Genomic DNA, 21,610 nt, shown 5'->3' on the forward strand with positions numbered 1-21,610 from the left:
ATATTATATCTGTAAAGACATTCTCTTTTAAGTAGGTTAAAAAAACTCTCAATGGGGGCATTGTCGTGACAATTGCCCTTTCGAGACATACTTTGCTCAATACCCATTGTTTTTAGGGCATCTCGATAATACTTAAGTTGATAATGCCACCCTTGATCAGAGTGGAGGATGGGGTTCAAATGTGGGTCTATATTTTGTTTTAATTTTTCTAGGGTATCTAGTATGAGTAATTTGTTAGGACTCAAGCTTATTGAATAAGACAATATTTCGCCGCTGGCCTGGTCCAGCACGGCGGATACATAACCCCATTTATCTTTTTGTAAACGTATTTGAGTTACATCTGTATGTAACACTTTTAACGGTTCTATCTCATTGAATTTCTGCTTTATAGTATTAGGAGCTACTTTCCCAACACTACCCTTATAGGAACAATATCCAGATGTATGCTTTGAAAAAACAGTTACTTTTAATTTCAATTTTGTCATTAAATGCCGGATCGTTTCTGGAGAATTTTTGAATCCGACCTTGAGGGATTCTTTCCATATTCGACGATAACCGTAGGTTGAGTTTGAATCGTGATATATCTTGACAATAAATTCTTTTAATTGGGCATATTTATCTGTTTTATCAATCTTACTAAGACGCTCATAATAAGTTGATCTTGGCAAATCTACCTTAATCAATAACTCGTTCAACGTGTATTTATTAAGTAATGATTTGACTAATTTTGCTTTTTCGAACCGGGATTGTTTTCTCGCAAGGTCTTTAGTGCTTTTAAAATATCACGGTCCATTTCGGTATCGTGTAGTTTAGCTTTTAAATTAAGGATTTCCTGTTTGTATTTCTCTTCTTTTGTGGAATCCAAACGTACTTGTTTCTTCTTCTTGGCCATTAACGGTCGTCTCCCTCTGGGACGACGCCTCAATCCAATAACACCATAATGATTATATTTATATATCCATGAATTAACCTGGCTAGGTGATATTTTGAAATAAATTGCAGTATCAAGGCGACTGATCTCATGTAATTTATAATATTCTATCACGGATAGTTTTAAGTCCTGAGAATATTCCTTACGAGATTTTTTAGTTATCAAATAATTAAGTCCATTTACCTCTGCCTCGTGGACCCAACGGTAAATTGGAGATTCACTGGGCAATCCATACTTTTTTGATAATCCAAGTATAGAAATTTGCCCATCGAAATATTCGTTTACCAATTTGACTTTGAATTCTGAAGAGTATTTGGTCATAAAAAAAGTGCTCCTAAAGTTGTTAGATTATGTCTAACAATTTTAGGGCACTTCAAGAGCTTCTCCGTTTGTAATGTAATATCGACTTTTATATAATTATCCACAAATTGAGCTGGAGAGTTCGAGTAATGGAACCAGTTGTGCAAGTGTTGTAGAACGGTGGTCTTCCGTTCGTACAACACCGACGATTCTGCGATTTGCGTTAGCAAAGCTCAAAATCGAGTCACCAGACCAAGACTGGGTACGGCCGCATAACAGGTGGAATTACTCGAAATCGGAAGCGGCCTCCCGATACATCTCAACAAAATAACTATCCTTCAAAAACACCAAATTAATAGGATGCTCAATATGAAATTCTTTGATCAAGACTTGATTTAACAATCCGTGATCCAATTCGTTTTCCACAAGTGACTTGTACATGAAACTTATCCCTAAGTTTTGTTTTAACAACTGAATAATAGTCGTTGGACTAGATATTTCGGAAATGTTTTGGAAATCGTTGATTTGAAAATTTTGAATGGCCAGCCAATTTTCCAAAATATCTCGACTTCCGGAACCAGGCTCTCTAACCAAAATATTTTGATCAAATAACTTATCGATCGAGATAGGTTTTTCAAAATCCAATTCAGGATTAGCTACACAGATAAATGGTTCACGTTTGATCTGGATCGAATCGAATTCTTTTTTATTAAAATTACCTTCGATCAAGCCAAAATCAATTTTGCCATCGCGTATTTTTGCTAAAACATGTTTGGTATTGTTGATCTCGGTGGTCGTGATCCTGAATTTACCAGATAATTTTTTAATGAAATCAGGTAGTAGGGTCGTACTTAGTGATAGAGTACAGCCCATTTTTAGTTGATTTGAATTTTTTTCATTTTGCAGTGAGTCGATTAGACGAGCACTTTCTAAAGAAATTTTTTTAGCATAGTCAGCTAGTTCAATTCCAGAATGAGTTAATTTAATTTTGTTATTGTGCTTAGTTACTAAAGTTAAATTCAATTCATTTTCCAAAGAGCTTATCTGTTGAGAAACAGCAGGTTGCGTAACGAATAATTGTTGTGCAGTTTTAGTATAGGAGAGAGTCTCCGACAAGAGTGCTAAAGTTTTAAATCTTTTATCTAACATAATTACCTCATAAGTATTATTTATGGTATAAAAATAATTACTAATTTTTACTTATATCATTTCTATATTATCATTTAAATCATGTTGATAGAGAGAGGAATATAATTATGGGGATTTTTAAGACAAGAAGTTTTTATTATGCATTTATTCTTACCTTAATATGTTCAGTTTTGGGAACGATTTTGGGTAGTTTACCATATTTAACGATTATTGGAGCGTTAGTGATCTCGTTAATGTTGGGGATGATATTTCAAATTCATCAACCGGTGATTGACACAGCACGTTCTGGCATCGGATTTATTTCAAATAAATTTCTACGATTGGGAATTATTTTATTAGGTTTTAAATTAAATTTGATTGATTTAGCTAATGCAGGTATCAGAACGATTCTGGTAGCTATGATCGTTGTAACTGGAGTGATTATTCTAACTTATAATATTGCTCGAAGATTTGGTGTTAATAAAGAATTGGCTATTCTTACCGCTAGTGGAACTGGCATTTGTGGGGCAGCTGCTGTTATGGGGGTTTCTCCACAGATCAAAGTTAATGCTGATAAAGAGGCACAGAAAAAAGATGATGAAGTGTTAGCAGTGGCCATTGTGGCAATTTTGGGAACAGTGTTTACTTTGATTGAAATTGCTATTAAGCCATTGCTACATATGAGTTCTATACAGTTTGGAGTTATGGCTGGTGGTTCATTACATGAAATAGCCCATGCAATTGCGACTGGTGGAGCCGGTGGAGCAATCAGTTTAAGTTCAGCTATCATTACAAAATTATCCAGAGTTTTGATGTTAGCCCCAGCTGCTTTGATTATTGGGATTTGGTATCAGAAAACGGAATCAAAAGGATCAACAGCTAAACAGAAATTACCAATTCCTTGGTTCATGGGTGGTTTTATTTTAGCCAGTATTATAGGTACATTTATTCCAATGCCAGCGGATCTTTTAAACGGATTAGTTAAACTAGCCTACTTAGTTTTAGGAATGGCAATGGCTGCCTTGGGTATGAGTGTTAATTTTAAAGTTTTCGTTACTAGTGGTAAAAAGGCTGTTTTAGCGGCATCCGTTGTATCAGTTGTTTTGTTAGGATTTATGATCGTAGTTAGTAAGGCGTTTTTCTAATGTCGCTTACGGTCAAAAAAGAGAAGGCCTGCCGTGTGGAACAACCTGAGCCATAGTCTCAGATCTCGATTTTGAGCTTTGCAAAGACCGCAAATTTCAAAATACGTCCAGTATTGTAAGCGATGAATCGCTAACAATACTAGCCACGGCTGGTCTTATCTTTTTTGATCTTCAGCTAATATTGATCATCCATTTTATAAACAAAAAAGGGTAATCCTGAGAATTATTAAAGTTCTCAGAATTACCCTTTTCAAATTTAAAATTTAATTTACTAAACATAATAGTATCAAACAAGCTGGAGGTAGTGAGTAATGGAATCAGTTGTGCAAGGGGAGTTGAACGGTGGTTTCCCGTTCTTACTCCGCCGACGATTCTGAGATTTGCGTAAGCAAAGCTCAAAATCGAGTCCCCAGACCAAGGCTGGGACGGTCGCATAACAGATGGAATTACTCGCTACCGGAAGCGAAAATATAACGCTTGTTAAGCTTCCTGATACATAGTAGCAAACTTTTCTTTAATTGTATCAGCAGAATTTTTTAACTTGGCTTCTTCTTCATCAGTCAAATGTAATTCATTAACATACTGGACTCCGCCTTTTCCTACTACGGCAGGTTGCCCTAAATATGTATCGTATTTCTTATTATAAGTAGAAACTGGACATTCTAGTTGTGCATCGGAGATAACTGATTGAGCTAACTTGACGGCACATGTACCAATTCCAAAGCTGGTATAACCTTTACCAGAATGGATGGCCCAGCCGCCGTGTCTGATTTCGTCTTCTAGCTTATCAAGATCTAAATCTTTACCTTTTGATTTGGCAAATTCTTTTAGGGGATGATTGTTAACTGTGACAGTTGACCAGGCTACAAATTGTGACTCACCATGTTCGCCTAAAACATAACCGCCAACATTCTTCGAGTTGGTTCCGAATTGTTCGGCCACGACACGTTGCATTCTAGCTGTATCTAGGAACGTTCCAGTAGCTAAGCATTGTTCGGCAGTGAATCCGGCTGTTTTTTGAAGATATTGAGCAATTGCATCGCAAGGATTCATAGTGTCCACTAAGACACCATTAAAACCTGATTTAGCAATTTTAGGTGCAATATCTTTAACGATTTCTCTAGTATATTCAAATTCAGCCCAACGATTTCCTGAATTATGATCCAAAGCATGAATATTTCCAGCTGTGACGAATAATACGTCAGCATCTTTTAATTCACTATAATCTTGAATCTTAACTTTAGTCGTTGTATCTAGTCGAGCCTGACAATCTTGTAAATCAAGTTGTTCAGCTACTGCTAGTTTTTCATTTTTGTCGATCAAGACTAGTTCGTCTGCGATTCCTTTAGTAACTAATGTATATGCAACGGTAACTCCTACGTGTCCTACACCGATAACTCCGAATTTTCTCATAATAATGATCCCCTCACTCTTTTAGTCTACTTGCTGTACCCAATTTTCTGGAGCTTCTACGGTACCGAATTGAATTCCTGTCAATTCATCGTAGAGCTTTTGTGTTACTGGTCCTACTTCAGTCTCACTGTAAAAGACATGTAGGTTACCATTATGTTCGATACCACCGATAGGTGCGATTACAGCGGCAGTACCACAGGCACCAGCTTCTTTAAATCTGTCTAATTGGTCAATGTAGACATCGCCTTCTTCTGTACCTAAACCTAATCTGTGTTCAGCTAACCAAAGTAATGAATACTTTGTGACACTAGGTAGGATAGAAGGTGATTTAGGAGTAACAAAAACATCGTCTTTTGTGATACCGAAGAAGTTAGCAGCACCAGCTTCTTCGATCTTCTTATGTTCAACTGGATCTAGGTAAACACAGTCGGCAAAGCCTCCCTCGGCAGCGTTTTTATGAGGTAATAAACTGGCAGCATAGTTACCACCAACTTTAGCTTCACCGGTACCTTTATGAGCAGCACGGTCAAATTGTGATGTTGTAAAGTTCATTGGTGTCATACCACCTTTGAAGTAAGCACCAACAGGTTGTGCGAAGACTGTGAATAAATATTCTGGTGCGGGACTAACACCAATTTGATCTCCAACACCGATCATTAATGGACGTAAGTACATAGTACCGCCAGTACCATATGGAGGTACGAAATCTTCATTGGCTTTAACGACTTTTTTAACAGCTTCGACGAATTTATCTTCTGGGAAAGCTGGCATTAATAATCTTTCACAAGAATTGTGGAATCTTTTAGCGTTTTGATCGGGGCGGAATAATTGAACTTTATTGTCGGGTGTTCGGTAGGCCTTTAACCCTTCAAAAGCTCCTTGACCATAGTGTAGGATAGTTGAAGCTTCACTGATGTGTAAAGTATTATCTTCAGTTAATTCACCGTCTGACCATTCTCCATCTTTCCATGTTGCTAGGAATCGATAAGGTAAGTCCATATATGCGAAACCTAAGTTATTCCAATCTAATTTTGATGCATCTGCTTTTGCCATATACAATTATCTCCTTGAATGTGTTCTTAATTTAGAATAAAAAATGACCAAGTTGAATAGATATCAACTTGATCATTCGTTAGCTCCGATCAATTGGGATTAAAATAGTCCCTCACTGAAGGTACGACTAGAATGCAAGTTGATATTCTTAATAATGACTAACAAAATAATTAGAATAATAATTGATAACATCATAAGTAGTACCTCCTTTGATTAGAAATTTATTAAAATTAAGTTAGACACATAATAAGTCTTGATTAGCGTGGTTGTCAATAATAAATTACAAATTTATTGATATGATGGTATTCGTAGAAAATTGGTATAGTTGTTAGAAGGACTCTAATAAAGATTAGAAATAGGCCTACTTAAGGTGGACAGAACGCCAAATATAGTAGTCCCCATGGGACTATGAAGTATAATAAGCACTATGAAATATCGGAGGCTAGGTTATGAAAAAGGAAGAAAAGGTCAATTTGGTAAATAAGCTGTTGAATGAATTGAATGCTGGTTTAGATAACAAGTTTGCTAAGGAATCAGTAACCAGAGCTTATATTAAAATCAATAAACCAGAAAGAATTTCTTCTAAATGTAAAGAAGTTCCAGAGGCAATTGATAACTTGGAAGATGACTTTATCTACCTTTCCAGGCAGCACTATCATTTTTCTGATAAATCTATGGCAATATATCGCCAACTAAAGAAATTGTCACGAACAAAATTCGGCCACGGTTGGGGCGGTTTGATATTCGCTCCTATATGGTAAGTTTTAATTAAACTAATTATCTTTTAGTCTTGAAAAATTTGTTTTTGTGTTATGATTTAGGCATTACTTTTGGACTAAATTTGATATAAGGAACGAGGACAATCTATGACAACGGCAGTTGTGACAGATACAGCAGCGTACTTAACACCTGAACAAATCGAGAAATATCACATTACTGTGTTGCCAGTAACGGTCATTTTAAATGGTAAACAGTATAAAGAAACAGAAGAATTAGATCTTAATACCTTTTATGATTATCTAAAAAATGAAAAAGAGTTGCCAACTACTTCGCAAGTTTCAATGGGACAAATTGAAGAAGCTTATGACAAACTTGTTGACAGCGGTGTGGATAAAATTATTTCTATCCATTTATCTAGCGGTATAACTTCCTTTATGGATAATTTACGCATGTTTTGTAAAAGTTATACACGAGCTAAAGTTTTTCCTGTGGATTCATTGGCCGCCAGTGCCGGTGAAGCTAATTTATGCCTATTAGCTGGAGCCTTGGTAGCAGAGGGTAAAGAAGCAGAAGAGATCATTCCAGAATTGGAAAAATTGCGAGATACAACTAATGTTTATTTTGCCGTTGATGACTTGAAACACTTAATGAGAACTGGACGTTTGAGCAATCGCTCAGCCGTTATTGGTAACTTATTAAATATCAAGCCACTATTAACTTTTAATGCTGAAGGAAAGATAATTGCTATTGGCAAAGAAAGAACCATGAAACGTTGTTTACGTTTAATGCTGTTGGAATTGCAAAAGGACCTTGAACAAGCAGATTATAAGATTCATGCGACTGTAATTGATGCTAACAATGAAGTGCTATCAGAAGCTTGGGTCAATGAATTGCATGAAACTTTCCCCAATGTACGTGTTACTATCAGTCATTTGGGACCATCAATCAGTGTTCATACTGGTGAAAAGACAATGGGAATATTGTGGAGTCGTGACTGGCAGAGTATGATTTAGGGTTTCCGTCTCCGGTAACAATGAAGTTGTCCTGCTATGCGACCGACCCGAACCAAGATCTCGAAATCATCGATTCCGTAAGTACGGCTACGCCGCTCTAACGGAATTGTCACAGCGGGCTAACTTCATTGTTACCTCCGTCTCTTTATAAATTAATAAATTTTAGATATCCTTTATTGGTGTTGGATTAATTTTATCCGATTGCTGATGAAGGATTTTTTTGCTTATCTATAACGCAAATAGGAGCCTCACACTTTATCTCAAGCGTGAGGTTCCTATTTATATTTCTCAGTAAAAAAGATATTGAACAATTTTATATAGGAATTAATCAAATTCATCTTCGGTCTTTAACCATATAGTCATAACTAAGCATAACAAAATCATACCGATCGAGACTACAAAACCGACTTTGATCCCGCTTAGTTCGCCGACTAATTGATGAGCTGGAGTTAAGTTCTCGGTTACACTGATGATACCAACTAAGATAGCTGTTCCGACGGAGGCTGCTACTTGGCGCAAGGTGTTAAACATTGCTACGGCATCAGATATCATCATATTTGGAACAGACGATAGGGCATGGGTTTGGATGGGGATAAGGACTAAGACCAATCCTAACTGACGGACAAATTGACCTAAAGTAACCATCAAAATAGAAGTATCTTTGGTAACAAATGACTGCATAGTTGTTCCTATGACATCAATTGATAATCCGATAACGACTAGGCGTTTGATACCGAATCTATCATATAGACGGCCACTTATTGGTGATAAAATAGCGGTTGAAGTGGCACCGGGTAAGATAACCAAACCGGATACTAGGGCGCTGTAATGCATAACGTTTTGGACTAGTAAGGGGATGATGATGGTATTTCCGTACATTGTGATCATTAATAGCATATTGATGACAGTTGCAACATCGTATTGTCTTCGACCAAAAACTTTTAGATTGATGAAAGGACTGTGAGCCTTGGCTTGAGTTAAGACAAAGACCGTCAAAATTATTAAACCAATTATGATCGAACCGACGACACGGAAAGATAGACTGTTAGTTGTTCCGATGTTTGATAGACCGAATAGTAAGAACAGCAATCCAAAACTGGAAAGGATCAAGCCTAGTGTATTGAAAGTAACGTCTTGTTTTTTAGATAGTCCGGGTAGATACATGATTGCTAAAATAATATTTATAGCGGTAAAAGGTATTACGAATATAAAGAGAAATCTCCACGAGAATTGTGACAGGATAAATCCTGATAAGGTTGGTCCAAGCACTGGTGCAAAATTGAATGCTAAACCGATGATCCCCATGATGGCACCACGAGATTTTTTGGAGGCTTCACTCATAGCCAGTACGTTGACCAATGGCATCATGACCCCAGCACCAATAGCTTGGATCATACGACCGATAATTAAAAGTACGTATTGTTGAGCAAAGGCTCCAAAAATAGTTCCCAAGAGAAATATTATCGAGAATATTAAATAGAGTTTTCTAAAGGAAAATCGTTTCATTAAAAAGGCACTCGTCGGGATCATAATGGCATTGACCATGATATATCCGTTAGTTAACCATTGACCGGACGAGGCCGTGATTCCGAAAGTTGTCATAATTGAAGGCAAAGCTGTACTCATCAAAGTAGAACTTAGGACTCCAAAAAAGCTCCCTATGGTTACGATCCACAGTGACAGCTTGGTTTCTTTCGACATTAAATACGCCTCCTAATTAGTTGACAAAAGCAACTTTTTTAATGATAATGTCACTAGTTGTTTTTGTCAACCAAATATAGGGAGTAATAAGCTATGGATGCCGATAAAATTAATGAGGTCAGACAATTTAATCGTTTTTACACACGTACACTTCAACTTACTAATAAGTATCATTTGGGAACTGGTTTGACTGTTCTAGAGTCCAGACTGTTGTTAGAAATATATGAAAATAAATTACGAACCGCTAACGAATTGGTGGCCTTATTAGATATTGATAAAGGATATTTGAGTCGAGTATTGAAGAGCTTGCAAAAACGCGGCTATATTGAACAGACGATCGATGATGCCGATAAACGTTCTAAGTTATTAGCATTGACCACTTTAGGTCATAATACTTTAAATACGATCAATAAAAGAGCCGACCAACAAGTTGATCAGCTCTTCTCAGATTTGTCCGACCAAGAAATAGAGCAGGTTATCTCAGCCATGGACTTTATTCAAAAAAAGGTTAATTTAAGTTAAATCATAGCGTGTTCCCAGAAGCCTTTAGTCTCAACATTGGTTGCAGCAGCAAGGTCTTCTAGTTGTTTCATTTCTTCAGAAGTTAATTTAATATCTAGCATTTCCTTAGTTGGAGTTAGATATTTTTCCTTCGTTAATCCAATGATAGGTGTGGTATTTTTGTTTACTGCCCAAGCTTCAGCAATCTGTGCAACATTGGCATGATATTTTTTACCGATCTCGGACATTTTATTTGTTAAAGTCTCGAGTTCTGGTAACATTTTATTGTATTTTTCAGCACGTTCAGAACCGCTAGGTAGAGGATTCTTAGTATTATATTGACCATTTAGAGCGCCTTGTTCAAGGACCATATATGAATAGAAAGTGATGTCATTTTTATTGCAATAGTCGATGATACCGGCTTCTTCTGATGAGCGATACAGTAGGCTAAAGTGATTTTGAACGGCAGCTAATTTGATGCCAGCTCCTTTAAGGATACCTTCAGCTTGTTTGATTTCAGCTAAATTGTGGTTAGAGACACCAACATTTTTGATCTTGCCGGCTTTAACTAATGGAATCAATTGCTTAGTCCATTTTTCAACATCTGATGGACGGTGAATCCAGTAAAGGTCGACATAGTCAGTTTTCAGTCTCTTTAAACTGCCATCAAGCATTTCCTCCATAGCATTTTCGTGATCACTAGCTATTTGAGGACTGAACTTAGTAGATAGGTAATAAGAAGTTCGATCATAATTTTCCAAAAGATTTCCAACGGCAGTTTCTGAGATTCCCATTCCGTAGACCGCTGCTGTGTCCCAAAGGTTCAAGCCCATCTTCATAGCTGAAGTAACAACTGGCTTTAATTTGGTTTCAGTTAAATTGTCACCGAAAGTTTTTTCGGCACCCCAAGCCCAAGTTCCTAGTGCTACTGCTGGTAAAGTCTTATCCATAGTAATACGCCCCTTTTTATTCGATAATTATATATTAATCTTTGTAAGCGCTAAACAAAAGGGTTATAAAGTTGATTTTGAGTTAGTTTGTCTCCAGGTCTGAGAATATTTACCTGCTATGCGGACCGATCCTAGCCGTTGTCTCGAATCTCGGTTTGAAGCCTTGTAAAGTTCGACAAGTCTTCAAACGCGCCCGATTGTGCGGGAGCTAAAGCTCCAACGCCACTGCCACAGTTGGTAAATATTCTCAGATCTTCCGACTAAAAAATGGTTCATACTGATTTAAATTGTTAACTAAAAAACGGAGCTGTATCATACTTTATTTCAAGTATGATGCAGCTCCTATTTTATAAATTTATCTACGGGCCAATTTCACGATAGTTTCAACGTGAGGTGTCTGTGGGAACATATCAACTGGTTGAAGATATTCGACACGATATTTGTTTGTTAGTCTAGCTAGATCTTTGGCTAGTGTTGATGGATTACATGAGATATAAACCAGCTTCTCAGGACGATGACGCAATAGAGTGTCAATTAGTTTGCCATCTAGTCCAACACGTGGAGGATCGACGATAACGGCATTTGGATGAATATCATCAGTCAATAATTGTGGATAAACTTGGTCAACGGAACCTACATAGTAATCAGCATTCTTGATTTCATTCATTTCAGCGTTCTTTTTAGCATCTTCGATTGCTTCGGGGATGATTTCAATTCCGTACACGTGTTTAACGCGGTTAGCTAAGGTTATACCGATCGTACCAACACCGCAGTAAGCATCTAATAAGACATCTTCAGCGTTAGGATTGAGAGCTTGTGTTGCTAAATCGTACAACTTGTCTGTTTGAAGTGAATTCAATTGTAAGAAGGCACGAGGTGATAAGTTGAAGATATAACCGTTGATATCTTCTTGAAGATATTCGTCACCCCAGATCAATTTAGTTTCGTCTCCCCATACGCTACCTTTGTCGTCAGTATTGATATTTTGTGAGATCGAACTTACTTCAGGAATCTCAGCTTGGATTTTTTCGATTATCTGACGTTCTTTGATGAATTTAGGTGAACGAGTAATGAATGTAACTTGTAACTTGTTAAATTCAACAGATTCACGAATCACGATCATACGTAAAATTCCGGATTTTTGCTCAGGATTAAAGACGGGGATACCAAGTTCTTTAATGATGCCGACAAGTTTTCTCATTGCTGACATAGTTAAGTCCATTTGAGTTGGCATTTCAGTTAGATCAACTAATGTTTGTGTGCCGTTTTTGTATAATCCACAGAGAATCTTACCATCAACTTCTTGAATCGGAAATTGAGCTTTATTACGATATTTTTCTTGTTGAACTGAGGCAACAGTTGGTTTGATGTTGTATTTTTCGTAGGCATAAGGTTTGTATTTCTCGAGTGATTCGCGCAAAATATCAGCCTTAAACTTTAGTTGATCTTCATATTTGATGTGGGCAAATTCCAAACCGCCAACTTCACTAGCTAGTTCTGGAACATCTGGATTACGGAAGGGACTAGGAGTTCTCAGTTTGTGGATTTTACCGTTGATGAATTTTTCATGTAGATCAACGATTTCACAGACAATAACGTCTTCTGGAACAGCTTTAGGAACAAAGACGATGACATGCTTGAAAAAGCCGATACCTTCGCCATTGATACCAATTCGTTTAATTGTTAAAGGGAAACGATCCCCAACTTTTAATTCACTTGTAATATTTGTATTCATTATTTTTCCTTTTTTCAAATCTAGGTTAAACTTACACTTGAGTATAACATGTGAGGTAAGTATATTGGCAAAAGTAACGAAGGTCCAAGCACAAAAACGTAAAGGCAGATACAATGTTTTTCTTGACGGAAGTTATGCATTTCCCGTATCTGAAACAACTTTAGTCGAATTTCGTCTGATGAAAGATGAAGAATTGACCGATTCTCAGATCAATGAAATAAAAAATCGTGAGAATATCAATAAAGCTTACGGGGATGCCGCAAATTATTTGAGTTATCAATTGCGGACCAAAAAAGAGATGAGAGATTACCTCTACAAAAAAGAATACGACTATCCAACAATTGAGGCCGTTTTTAAAAAATTGATCGACCTGCATTATTTGGATGATGAAGCCTATGCTAAGAGTTTTATCAATACGCAATTGAACACCACTGTCAATGGTCCCAAAATCATTGAACAGAAAATGGTTCAAAAAGGTGTTCCCAGTTTGATCATTCAAGATAAAATGGCACAGGTCGATGAAGATATCTTGTTGGAAAATGCTTCTAAATTCGCCGAAAAACAGGCTAGAAAGCAGCGTCGAGCATCATTTCAACAGCAGATGACTAAGGTTAAACAGAGTCTTTATCAAAAAGGATATAGCGGTGACATTATTAATGAAGCAATAGATAATTTGGATTTGGAGAAAGATGACGATACCGAATTAGATAATCTTCGCAAGATGGTTAATAAAGTTAGCCATCGCTATGATAACCGATCTAAGCTGATTACTTATTTGATGGGTAAGGGTTATCGTTACGATGCTATTAAACAAGTGTTGGATGAGGATGAAACCGATTAACATTTAACATCAGATTAGCTTTTATTTGTTTCACAGCTCTGTTATAATTTTTCGTGAACAAGAATTGGAAAGCTGGGTAATTTATGCAGATCCCTAAAGAAGGAGATTACGTGGCAATCCAGAGTTATAAGCACGATGGTCATTTACATCGTACTTGGCGTGAAACAATGGTGTTAAAGACAAGTGAAAACGAAATTATTGGTTGCAATGAGAACACTCTTGTTACTGAATCTGACGGTCGCCGTTGGGTTACAAGAGAACCAGCGTTAGTTTATTTTCACAAGCACTACTGGTTCAATATAATAGCTATGATCCGTGAGAGTGGGGTTTCTTATTACTGCAATTTAGCGACACCATTTGCTTTAGATAAAGAGGCTATCAAATATATTGATTATGATTTAGATGTTAAGGTCTTTCCTGACGGAGAGAAGCGTTTATTAGATGTGGACGAATATGCAGCTCACAGCCAAATGTGGAATTATCCGCCAGAAATAGATACGATTTTACATCGCAATGTCGACGTTTTAATCGATTGGATTGATAAAGGCAAGGGCCCGTTCTCGCAGACTTATGTTGATCTGTGGATGCAACGATACAATGAATTGTCGCACCATTAGGATTGCTCGATATAAAAAAAAGACCGCTTATGCGGTCTTTTTTATTTCTAATTTTCAGCTTCAAGTGAGATTCCGGATAAGAATTCCTTGATCCTAGGAGATGGATGCTCGAAGAATTCCTTTGTTTCACCGTCAAATACTTTATTTCCGTCTTCAATAAAGACGATTTTATCAGCAACTAAACGTGCAAATTCCATATTATGGGTAACAATAACCATTGATTGACCTTCATCGGCAAGTTTCTCCAAAATCTTCAAAACTTGTGTTTCCAGCTCAGGGTCAAGAGCACTGGTAGGTTCATCAAGCAAAATATATTCTGGATTGATGGCCAGCGCGCGACAGATAGAGATACGTTGTTGTTGTCCACCAGATAATTGACTGGGATAACGATCCTCTAAGTCTGCCAAACCAACTTGTTTTAGTAGTGATTTGGCATTCTTTTCAGCTTCAGATTTAGACTGATTTAAAACAGTAATTGGAGCAGCCGTGATGTTATCTATAACTGTCAAATTAGGAAATAGGTTCCAGTTTTGGAAAACCATACTAGTTTTACGACGAAGGTTGAAACTATCTTTTTTGTTGATAGGTTCAGCGTAATTAACTGATAGGTCTGGAAAACTGACTGACCCGCTTTCAGGACGGACCAACAAATCTAATGAACGTAACAAGGTTGATTTACCTGAACCTGAAGGTCCAAGGATAACCGAAGTTTTGCCACTAGGGAAGTCCACACTGATGTCATTCAAAATGGTTTTACCTTCGTACTTTTTAATGATGTTTTTCATTGAGATCATTATGCTTCACTCCCTTTCACGTATTTAGATGTTCTGCGTTCTAGGTAGTGTTGCAACCAGCTTAGTAGTGAGCAGACGATTGCATAAAGTGCAGCAGCTATTGTATACATCAATAATGGTTGATAGTTTTTAGCTGTGATCTGTTGACTGACCTGGAACATTTCCAAAATAGTGATCGAACTGGCCAAAGATGTATCCTTCACCAAACCAATAAATGAGTTAGATAGTGGTGGTAAAGCAATTCTTACGGCTTGTGGCAAAACAATTTTCATCAATGTCTGTCTAGTTGAAAAGTTCAATGTGTAGGCGGCATCCCATTGGTCCTGCGGTACAGATAATAGGGCAGAACGGATGGTTTCAGATGCATAGGCACCAGTGTTCAATGAAAATCCGATCACGGCCGCAGTAAAGGCTGATAGTTGAACGCCAATACTTGGAAGTCCAAAGAATATGATAAATAATTGAACTAGTAGTGGTGTTGAACGGAATAACCAAACGTAAAAGTTGGCAATAGCGCGCAATAATAAGTAAGGGTAACGGATAGCCTTATTTTCACTGGGTTCAATAAATTTAATTAGTGCTGTTAAAACGGCTAGGATCAAACCTAGAATAAATGATATGACGGCTAACGGAATTGTAAATTGAAGCATAGCTCCAACCATTTCCGGAAGCGACGTTATGATAATATTCCACATGGAATAGAGTGCTCCTCTCGCTGACTTAAATTAGAAATTATTTTTTAGTGATGTCATCTGTAAAGTATTTCTTAGATAACTTAGTTAATGTACCATCTTTTTCAAGCTTCTTAAGTGCCTTGTTAACTCTGTTACGCAAGTGTTTTGAATTCTTGTTATAGATAGGTGCGATCTTAGATGTAGCAATCTTATCAGATGGAATTTCGATATAGTGCAAGTCAGTGTTCTTGTGACCGTCTTTCTTCCATGTTAAGAATGATTCTTTGGAATTGATAGTACCAGCGATACGACCTTGGTCGATCATTGATAGTGTTGTTTGGTAATCTGATGATGGAACTACATCAGCGTCAAATTTCTTAGCTTTATTGTAGTTATCAGTACCAGTACCTTCACCTAACTTTTTACCTTTAACATCGTTGATAGATGTGATCTCAGTATTATCCTTTTTAGTAACGATAACTGATTTTGAGTAAATGTATGGGGTTGAGAAAATGTATTGTTTTTCACGTGAAGGGTTGATAGCAACGTTGTTGAAAACAACATCAAATGTTTTTGAGTTTAATCCGGCGATAAGTGAGTCCCACTTTGTAGGTACAAACTTAACCTTCAAGTCTAATTCTTTAGCAACATCTCTGGCTAATTCAACCTCAAATCCCTTTAACTTGCCATTTTCACGATATGAATAAGGTGCAAATGTTCCCTCAAGTCCAACGGTCAAAGTTCCTTTTGTTTTAGTGTCGTTATTAGCATTGTTACTTGAGCAGCCAGTTAAGACCAAAATCAAGGCAAATGCAGCGGCTATGATTAGTGCAATTCGTTTCTTCATCTTAAATAATCTCCCAATATAAAAATTTTCCATTTTCTATTTTCTCATAAATAACAATATCATAGAAAGGATATGACTTTTAATTTTACTTTTGTGGCAAAATTATGTCTGATGGTTTGACTTCGTCACCAAAATATGGTTTTAGTTGACTATTATAGTCATCTGTAAAGAAGCTTTGTTTGTTAAGTTTCTTGATTTCTTTGTTAGTCCAGTTGAGTAATGACTTGTTACCCTTTTTAACGGCAGGTGAGACGTATTGCTTAGGTCCAATATTCTTGATACCTACAGTATAGGTAGGATTATTTTTTACCCAAGCATATAGGTATGAGTTATCATCAGCTAAGGCTACACCACGATTGTTCTTTAGAGCATTAAATTGTTGAGTTTTAGAATCAAACTTCAAGAGGTCAACGCCTTTTTGCTTAGAAGTGAAGTAATTCTCGGCGGTAGTACCTTTGGTAACTATCAAATTTTTACCTTGTAGTTGACTAGCACTAGTGATCGGTTTGTCCTTTGGTGAAACAATACCGACAGAGACCTTCATGTAGGCTTTAGCAAAATCTACAACATCTTTTCTTTCAGGTGTAACGGTGAAGTTTGCTAGAACAATATCTACCTTATTAGAATTTAAAGCGTCAACACGATTATTAGCGTTTACTTGAACAAACTTGATCTTAACGCCTAGATCTTTAGCAATTTTTCTGGCTAAAGTAATATCGTAACCAACACGTTTACCGTCTTTATTTACCCAACCATAAGGTGGCAGATCGCCAAAGACAGCAACTCGAATGGTACCACGTTTTTTTATTTTTTCAACACTGCTGGAATTATTGCTGTCAGCACTAGATGAGGATGAAGATCCACATCCGGCAAGGACCAAACTGATGCTGGCAATGATACCAACTAATGCGAGTAATTTAACCAATATTTTATGTTTCATAATATTTCCCCCAATATATAAAAACTAAAAGTCCATGCTTTGTAAAAATTCTTTTGCTTGGTCAGTGGTTGGATCTTTGAAGAATTTCTTGCCCGGAGTATCTTCAAGAATACTGCCGTCCTTCAAAAATAGAACTCGATCAGCTATTTGTTGTGCAAAATTCATTTCGTGTGTGACGATAATCATTGTCATATCATCTTGATCTGCGAGGTCTTGAATGATATTCAAAACGCCACGAACCATTTCTGGATCAAGTGATGCAGTTACTTCGTCAAAGAGCATAAATTCTGGATGCAAAGCGAGTGCTCTGACAATGGCAATACGTTGTTTTTGACCACCTGATAATTGTCTAGGGTAGGCGTCTTTGTAGTCTAGCAAGTCGACTTTTTTGAGTAATTCATCAACTTCTTTTTTTACTTCATCAACATTTCTCTTTTGTACTTTAGTTGGTCCCAACATGATATTGTCTAAAACAGTTAAATTAGGGAAGAGGTCGTAACTTTGAAAGACCATCCCAATTTTTTGTCTTAACTGTTGCCAGTTCTTTTCACTGGGGACAACTTTTTTATTCTCAAAAGTTATCTCACCATTTCTAAAGTCTTCAAGACCATTGAGACATCTGATCAATGTACTTTTACCTGATCCTGAAGGTCCAAGTAATGTAATAACTTCACCCTTAGAAATGGAGAAGTTGATGTCATGTAAAACGTGTTTCTTCTGATAATACTTCTCAAGGTGTTCAACCTTTAAAACTTCATTCGCCATTTGCTTGCTCCAATCTCTTCTTTTCTAATCGTCCCGCCCACCAAGATAGCGGATAGTCGATCAAGAAATATAATAAGAATATTAATCCATAGATCCAAAAGACCCCGGTTGGATATTTTTGATTATTGGCTTCAACGATTTGCTGACCAATATTGACTACATCCATGACGCTGATCAGCATCAAAAGCGATGTCGTTTTGATAACACGTGTTATCAAGTTGATCGTAGCTGGAAGTTCTAATGAAACTGCCTGTGGGACTAAAACATAGCGATAGAGTTGATAACGTGTTAAACCGATCGCCAAACCAGATTCCCTTTGGTGGATTGGTACTGAAATCAAAGCACCTCTGACAATATCACTCATTTCAGCCGCGACCCATAAAGCAAAGACAAGCATTGCCACTTGTGTACCTGGCATATGAAGATTCAGTTGTCTGGGCAAAATGTAATAGAACAAAAATAATAAAACAACTGTTGGAACGATCCGGAAGAATTCGAGATAGATCCGTAAGACAAATCTCAATAGTTTATTATGGAAAGTCCGAAGTATTCCTAGAATGATCCCGATGATCAAACCGATTACTATGGCAATGGCGGCAATCTTAAAAGTTGTCCACATCCCTAAGAGCAGACGTGTAAAATTTGTTCCCTCAAACAAAACGTTAATTCCCGAATGTGCCATAACGGACCCTCCTTTCCAACAGTGTCAAAATGATTGATAACGGGATTAAGATGATTGCGTATGCAACCACTAAGACGAATAAATATTCATTCGAATTGTAGTACAGACCGATCAAGTCCAAAGCTGTATTAGTCAGCTCTGGTATTGCGATGACGGTAAAAATCGAAGTCTCCTTGATCAAGAAGATGATGTTTGCGGCCAAAGCAGGGATACTTAATGCAAATCCTTGTGGAAAAACGACGTATCTTGCTAATTGCCAGTTGCTAAGTCCGATAGCTTTACCAGATTCAACTTGTTTTTTGCTAACACCATTGAAGCCACCGCTAAAACCAGCCGCCATGTAACTGCCACCTAAGAAAATCAAACCGATAATCCCACAAAGTTGGGCGCTTAACTTGATCCCCATAGCTGGAAAAGCATAGTACAAGAAGAATAACTGAACTAATAACGGTGTGTTTTTAGAAATCTCGATATAAACTTGCAGAATTTTGTCTAAAATTGGAACTTTGAAATATTGAACCAAGCTACAAATTATTCCAACGATTGCTGAACCAATAATCCCGACCAATGATAAGTAAAGCGTTAAGACAAATCCTTGCTGAAACATTGGCAAGCTTTGTTTGATAATTTCCCAACTCATAAATTTCCCCCTTCTGTAGGTATAAAAAAAAGGAGAACTGACTAATGTCAGCTCTCCTTAATTTTTTACACTACGTGTTTATTAATTGAGAGTGGTATTAGGCATGCTGAAATAGTATAGTAATGTATTTTGCATCATTACTACACAACAACAAGCTTGCATTTGTTTTACATTGTTTAAATTTCTCATGTCTAATACCTCCCTTGATTAATTTCTTGTTTACAGACTATTATTAAAATTTCTCTAAGTCAAGTGTTTTATTTCTCATTTTTCTTTTTACTTGTATAAATTGAAAGTGAATCAAATTCCATATATGAGGCAATCGTTAGTGAGACCATAAGCGTTAAAACTAACCAACCAATAGCTGAACCAATAATTGTGGATAAGGGAATTAATTCTGCCACAATGTAAATACTAGCGATCGATAAAAGAAAATCGACAATTAAATTTAATCCAATAGTGGATCTTTTTCTTTCAAGGATAAAGAAATTTAATAGTCCTCTGAGAAATTTGGTCGTCGATGAACGATACATAATTAAAACTGGACGTTGCGCGATAACTTTGACTGCAAACATTCCAAAAGCACCGACAACACCACCAGCCACGACGCGCCACGTTAGAGCGTGTAGGACTAGAGCGTTATAAGCAATACCAACTACTCCCATACAGACAATGTAAGGGATGATGAAAAAGAAAAGATAAATGACTGCAATTTTCTTATTAGACATTATTAGGACCTCAAATCTATTAATATCTTAATTCTAGCATGAAAAAGCTTTATTGTTGAAAACTTTAACACCTGCTATAATGATTCTATCAATTTTGTTTAAAGTTCTTTATGAAAGAGAGTGAAAATTTAATGAGTGATGATCCTACCGGAGCGACGCTTTTAGGTCAGTTGATCTTAATTGTTGTTCTAACACTTTTGAATGCCTTTTTTGCTGCTGGCGAAATGGCAATTGTCTCGGTTAATAAAACCAAGGTTGAGGAGAAAGTGAGCGACGGAAATCGTCGTGCTGCTAGAGTTTTAAAGGCAATAAATAATCCGAATAGTTTTCTATCAACTATTCAAGTAGCAATTACTTTAGCAGGTTTCCTTTCATCTGCCAGTGCTGCAACAAGTTTGAGTACCAGGTTTGAAAGTTTGATTGGAACTTTCCCGGGTAGCCGAGAAGTTTCTATTGTTGTTATTACAGTGATACTTTCCTATATATCACTAGTATTCGGTGAGCTATATCCCAAAAGGATCGCATTACATCGTCCTTATCAAGTAGCAAGTTTTACTGAACCAATGATTACTGTTTTTGGAAAATTCTTAAAACCATTTGTTTGGCTGTTAACTGCTACAATTGAGCTCTTAATGAAGATCACACCAATTGACTTTAGTCAAAAAGATGAGCCAGTGAGTCGAAATGAGATGTTGGCTACCATCCAAAAATCACGTCAAAGTGGAACGATTAATTCTGATGAGTTTGAAATGTTACAAGGAATTATTCGCTTTGGTGACAAAACGGTTCGAGAAATTATGGTTCCTCGGATCGATGCGTTCATGATTGATATAAATGATCCCGTCGATGAAAACATCGATGCTATTTTGAACCAACCATATTCCAGAATTCCGGTCTATGGTGGTGATAAAGATAAAGTTATCGGGATCGTGCACATTAAAGATCTACTAAAAAAGGCTCGTGAGTCTGGGTTTGATAATATTAATCTAACAGACATTATGACGGACCCTTTATTTGTTCAGGAATCAACTAATATTGATGCCGTTTTATTAAAGATGCGCAGCACTCAGACACAGATCAGTATGGTTGTCGATGAGTACGGTGGTATCGTTGGTTTAGCCACGATCGAGGATATTTTAGAGGAGATCGTCGGCGAGATCGATGATGAATATGATGAAGCAACATCTAATTATCAACGGATCAGTCCTGATAAGTATTCAGTTTTTGGTCGTTTGTCGATCGAAGATTTCAATGACATGTTTGAAGAGGATATTCATGTTGATGATGTTGACACAATTGCGGGATTTTTGATTATGAATGTCGGTGAAATTCCTGACAATAATCATCCCAAATCGTTTACTTTGGAAGATGGTGTTGAGATAACTTCAGGTAAAATGGACGGATCAAAGATCGAGGATGTTATTGTAACCATCCCCAATGAAAAAGTAAAAATAGTTACAAGCAACATGTTTAAGAAGAGTTACTAGGAGAT

General features: G+C 36.9%; 22 protein-coding genes and 1 pseudogene. 7 read left to right on the top strand and 16 right to left on the bottom strand.

Annotation, left to right across the window (positions count from 1 at the left end; all coding sequences use genetic code 11):
- The 3 genes and pseudogenes from EKM60_RS09215 to EKM60_RS09225 all read right to left on the bottom strand — a co-directional run.
- A pseudogene (locus EKM60_RS09215) lies at nucleotides 1-716 on the bottom strand (IS3 family transposase); the annotation flags it as partial.
- A 5-nt stretch (nucleotides 717-721) separates the two neighbouring features.
- Nucleotides 722-1,252, bottom strand: coding sequence for a helix-turn-helix domain-containing protein (locus EKM60_RS09220; RefSeq protein ID WP_125714745.1), 531 nt, complete (start codon nucleotides 1,250-1,252; stop codon nucleotides 722-724).
- Between the two features lie 264 nt (nucleotides 1,253-1,516).
- Complete coding sequence (locus EKM60_RS09225) at nucleotides 1,517-2,380, bottom strand: LysR family transcriptional regulator (protein ID WP_125714747.1); 864 nt, start codon at nucleotides 2,378-2,380, stop codon at nucleotides 1,517-1,519.
- Between the two features lie 107 nt (nucleotides 2,381-2,487).
- On the opposite strand from EKM60_RS09225, the gene EKM60_RS09230 reads away from it, so the two are divergent.
- A complete protein-coding gene (locus EKM60_RS09230; RefSeq protein ID WP_125714749.1) occupies nucleotides 2,488-3,504 on the top strand; it encodes a YeiH family protein in 1,017 nt (338 codons plus the stop codon).
- Nucleotides 3,505-3,984: 480 nt separating this feature from the next.
- Here the strand turns inward: EKM60_RS09230 and EKM60_RS09235 are convergent, their stop codons facing one another.
- A complete protein-coding gene (locus EKM60_RS09235) occupies nucleotides 3,985-4,917 on the bottom strand; it encodes an L-lactate dehydrogenase (RefSeq protein WP_125714751.1) in 933 nt (310 codons plus the stop codon).
- Nucleotides 4,918-4,938: 21 nt separating this feature from the next.
- Complete coding sequence (locus EKM60_RS09240; RefSeq protein ID WP_125714753.1) at nucleotides 4,939-5,970, bottom strand: branched-chain amino acid aminotransferase; 1,032 nt, start codon at nucleotides 5,968-5,970, stop codon at nucleotides 4,939-4,941.
- Nucleotides 5,971-6,419: 449 nt separating this feature from the next.
- On the opposite strand from EKM60_RS09240, the gene EKM60_RS09245 reads away from it, so the two are divergent.
- On the top strand, nucleotides 6,420-6,731 hold the full coding sequence (locus EKM60_RS09245; RefSeq protein ID WP_125714755.1) for a hypothetical protein: 312 nt from the start codon (nucleotides 6,420-6,422) through the stop codon (nucleotides 6,729-6,731).
- A 105-nt stretch (nucleotides 6,732-6,836) separates the two neighbouring features.
- Nucleotides 6,837-7,703, top strand: coding sequence for a DegV family protein (locus tag EKM60_RS09250; RefSeq protein WP_125714757.1), 867 nt, complete (start codon nucleotides 6,837-6,839; stop codon nucleotides 7,701-7,703).
- A 324-nt stretch (nucleotides 7,704-8,027) separates the two neighbouring features.
- Here EKM60_RS09250 and EKM60_RS09255 read toward each other — a convergent pair whose 3' ends face one another.
- The gene (locus EKM60_RS09255) at nucleotides 8,028-9,404 is read right to left on the bottom strand and encodes an MDR family MFS transporter (RefSeq protein WP_125714759.1); all 1,377 of its coding nucleotides are present in this window, start codon (nucleotides 9,402-9,404) and stop codon (nucleotides 8,028-8,030) included.
- A gap of 93 nt (nucleotides 9,405-9,497) precedes the next feature.
- Between EKM60_RS09255 and EKM60_RS09260 the strand changes: the two genes are divergently transcribed.
- A complete protein-coding gene (locus EKM60_RS09260; RefSeq protein ID WP_125714761.1) occupies nucleotides 9,498-9,926 on the top strand; it encodes a MarR family winged helix-turn-helix transcriptional regulator in 429 nt (142 codons plus the stop codon).
- On the opposite strand, the gene EKM60_RS09265 is transcribed toward EKM60_RS09260, so the two are convergent.
- Nucleotides 9,923-10,855: an aldo/keto reductase gene (locus EKM60_RS09265; protein ID WP_125714763.1), complete on the bottom strand. Its 933-nt coding sequence runs from the start codon at nucleotides 10,853-10,855 to the stop codon at nucleotides 9,923-9,925. The two genes, EKM60_RS09260 and EKM60_RS09265, sit on opposite strands and share 4 nt — an antisense overlap.
- 355 nt (nucleotides 10,856-11,210) lie before the next feature.
- The gene (gene rlmD / locus EKM60_RS09270; protein ID WP_125714765.1) at nucleotides 11,211-12,590 is read right to left on the bottom strand and encodes a 23S rRNA (uracil(1939)-C(5))-methyltransferase RlmD; all 1,380 of its coding nucleotides are present in this window, start codon (nucleotides 12,588-12,590) and stop codon (nucleotides 11,211-11,213) included.
- 64 nt (nucleotides 12,591-12,654) lie between these two features.
- On the opposite strand from rlmD, the gene recX reads away from it, so the two are divergent.
- The gene (recX, locus tag EKM60_RS09275; protein WP_125714767.1) at nucleotides 12,655-13,431 is read left to right on the top strand and encodes a recombination regulator RecX; all 777 of its coding nucleotides are present in this window, start codon (nucleotides 12,655-12,657) and stop codon (nucleotides 13,429-13,431) included.
- Between the two features lie 83 nt (nucleotides 13,432-13,514).
- On the top strand, nucleotides 13,515-14,048 hold the full coding sequence (ntdP, locus tag EKM60_RS09280; protein ID WP_125714769.1) for a nucleoside tri-diphosphate phosphatase: 534 nt from the start codon (nucleotides 13,515-13,517) through the stop codon (nucleotides 14,046-14,048).
- Between the two features lie 47 nt (nucleotides 14,049-14,095).
- On the opposite strand, the gene EKM60_RS09285 is transcribed toward ntdP, so the two are convergent.
- From EKM60_RS09285 to EKM60_RS09320, 8 genes are all read right to left on the bottom strand, one after another.
- Nucleotides 14,096-14,842 carry an amino acid ABC transporter ATP-binding protein gene (locus tag EKM60_RS09285; RefSeq protein WP_125714771.1) on the bottom strand — a complete coding sequence of 249 codons (747 nt, stop codon included), beginning with the start codon at nucleotides 14,840-14,842 and terminating at the stop codon, nucleotides 14,096-14,098.
- Nucleotides 14,842-15,537 carry an amino acid ABC transporter permease gene (locus tag EKM60_RS09290; RefSeq protein ID WP_125714773.1) on the bottom strand — a complete coding sequence of 232 codons (696 nt, stop codon included), beginning with the start codon at nucleotides 15,535-15,537 and terminating at the stop codon, nucleotides 14,842-14,844. The genes EKM60_RS09285 and EKM60_RS09290 overlap by 1 nt, the downstream gene beginning before the upstream one ends.
- 37 nt (nucleotides 15,538-15,574) lie before the next feature.
- Nucleotides 15,575-16,363 (bottom strand): transporter substrate-binding domain-containing protein, encoded by a 789-nt coding sequence (locus EKM60_RS09295; protein WP_125714775.1) that lies wholly within the window; start codon nucleotides 16,361-16,363, stop codon nucleotides 15,575-15,577.
- 85 nt (nucleotides 16,364-16,448) lie between these two features.
- Entirely contained in the window at nucleotides 16,449-17,303 is an 855-nt protein-coding gene (locus EKM60_RS09300) for a transporter substrate-binding domain-containing protein (RefSeq protein ID WP_125714777.1), read from the bottom strand.
- Between the two features lie 24 nt (nucleotides 17,304-17,327).
- Nucleotides 17,328-18,068 (bottom strand): amino acid ABC transporter ATP-binding protein, encoded by a 741-nt coding sequence (locus tag EKM60_RS09305; RefSeq protein WP_125714780.1) that lies wholly within the window; start codon nucleotides 18,066-18,068, stop codon nucleotides 17,328-17,330.
- A complete protein-coding gene (locus EKM60_RS09310; protein ID WP_125714782.1) occupies nucleotides 18,058-18,750 on the bottom strand; it encodes an amino acid ABC transporter permease in 693 nt (230 codons plus the stop codon). The genes EKM60_RS09305 and EKM60_RS09310 overlap by 11 nt, the downstream gene beginning before the upstream one ends.
- Nucleotides 18,731-19,390: an amino acid ABC transporter permease gene (locus EKM60_RS09315; protein ID WP_125714784.1), complete on the bottom strand. Its 660-nt coding sequence runs from the start codon at nucleotides 19,388-19,390 to the stop codon at nucleotides 18,731-18,733. The genes EKM60_RS09310 and EKM60_RS09315 overlap by 20 nt, the downstream gene beginning before the upstream one ends.
- 257 nt (nucleotides 19,391-19,647) lie before the next feature.
- A complete protein-coding gene (locus tag EKM60_RS09320) occupies nucleotides 19,648-20,118 on the bottom strand; it encodes a hypothetical protein (RefSeq protein WP_125714786.1) in 471 nt (156 codons plus the stop codon).
- Nucleotides 20,119-20,228: 110 nt separating this feature from the next.
- On the opposite strand from EKM60_RS09320, the gene EKM60_RS09325 reads away from it, so the two are divergent.
- The gene (locus EKM60_RS09325; RefSeq protein WP_225427039.1) at nucleotides 20,229-21,605 is read left to right on the top strand and encodes a hemolysin family protein; all 1,377 of its coding nucleotides are present in this window, start codon (nucleotides 20,229-20,231) and stop codon (nucleotides 21,603-21,605) included.
- Nucleotides 21,606-21,610: the final 5 nt, after the last annotated feature.

The organism is Companilactobacillus kedongensis, from assembly GCF_003946625.1.
Taxonomy (GTDB): domain Bacteria; phylum Bacillota; class Bacilli; order Lactobacillales; family Lactobacillaceae; genus Companilactobacillus; species Companilactobacillus kedongensis.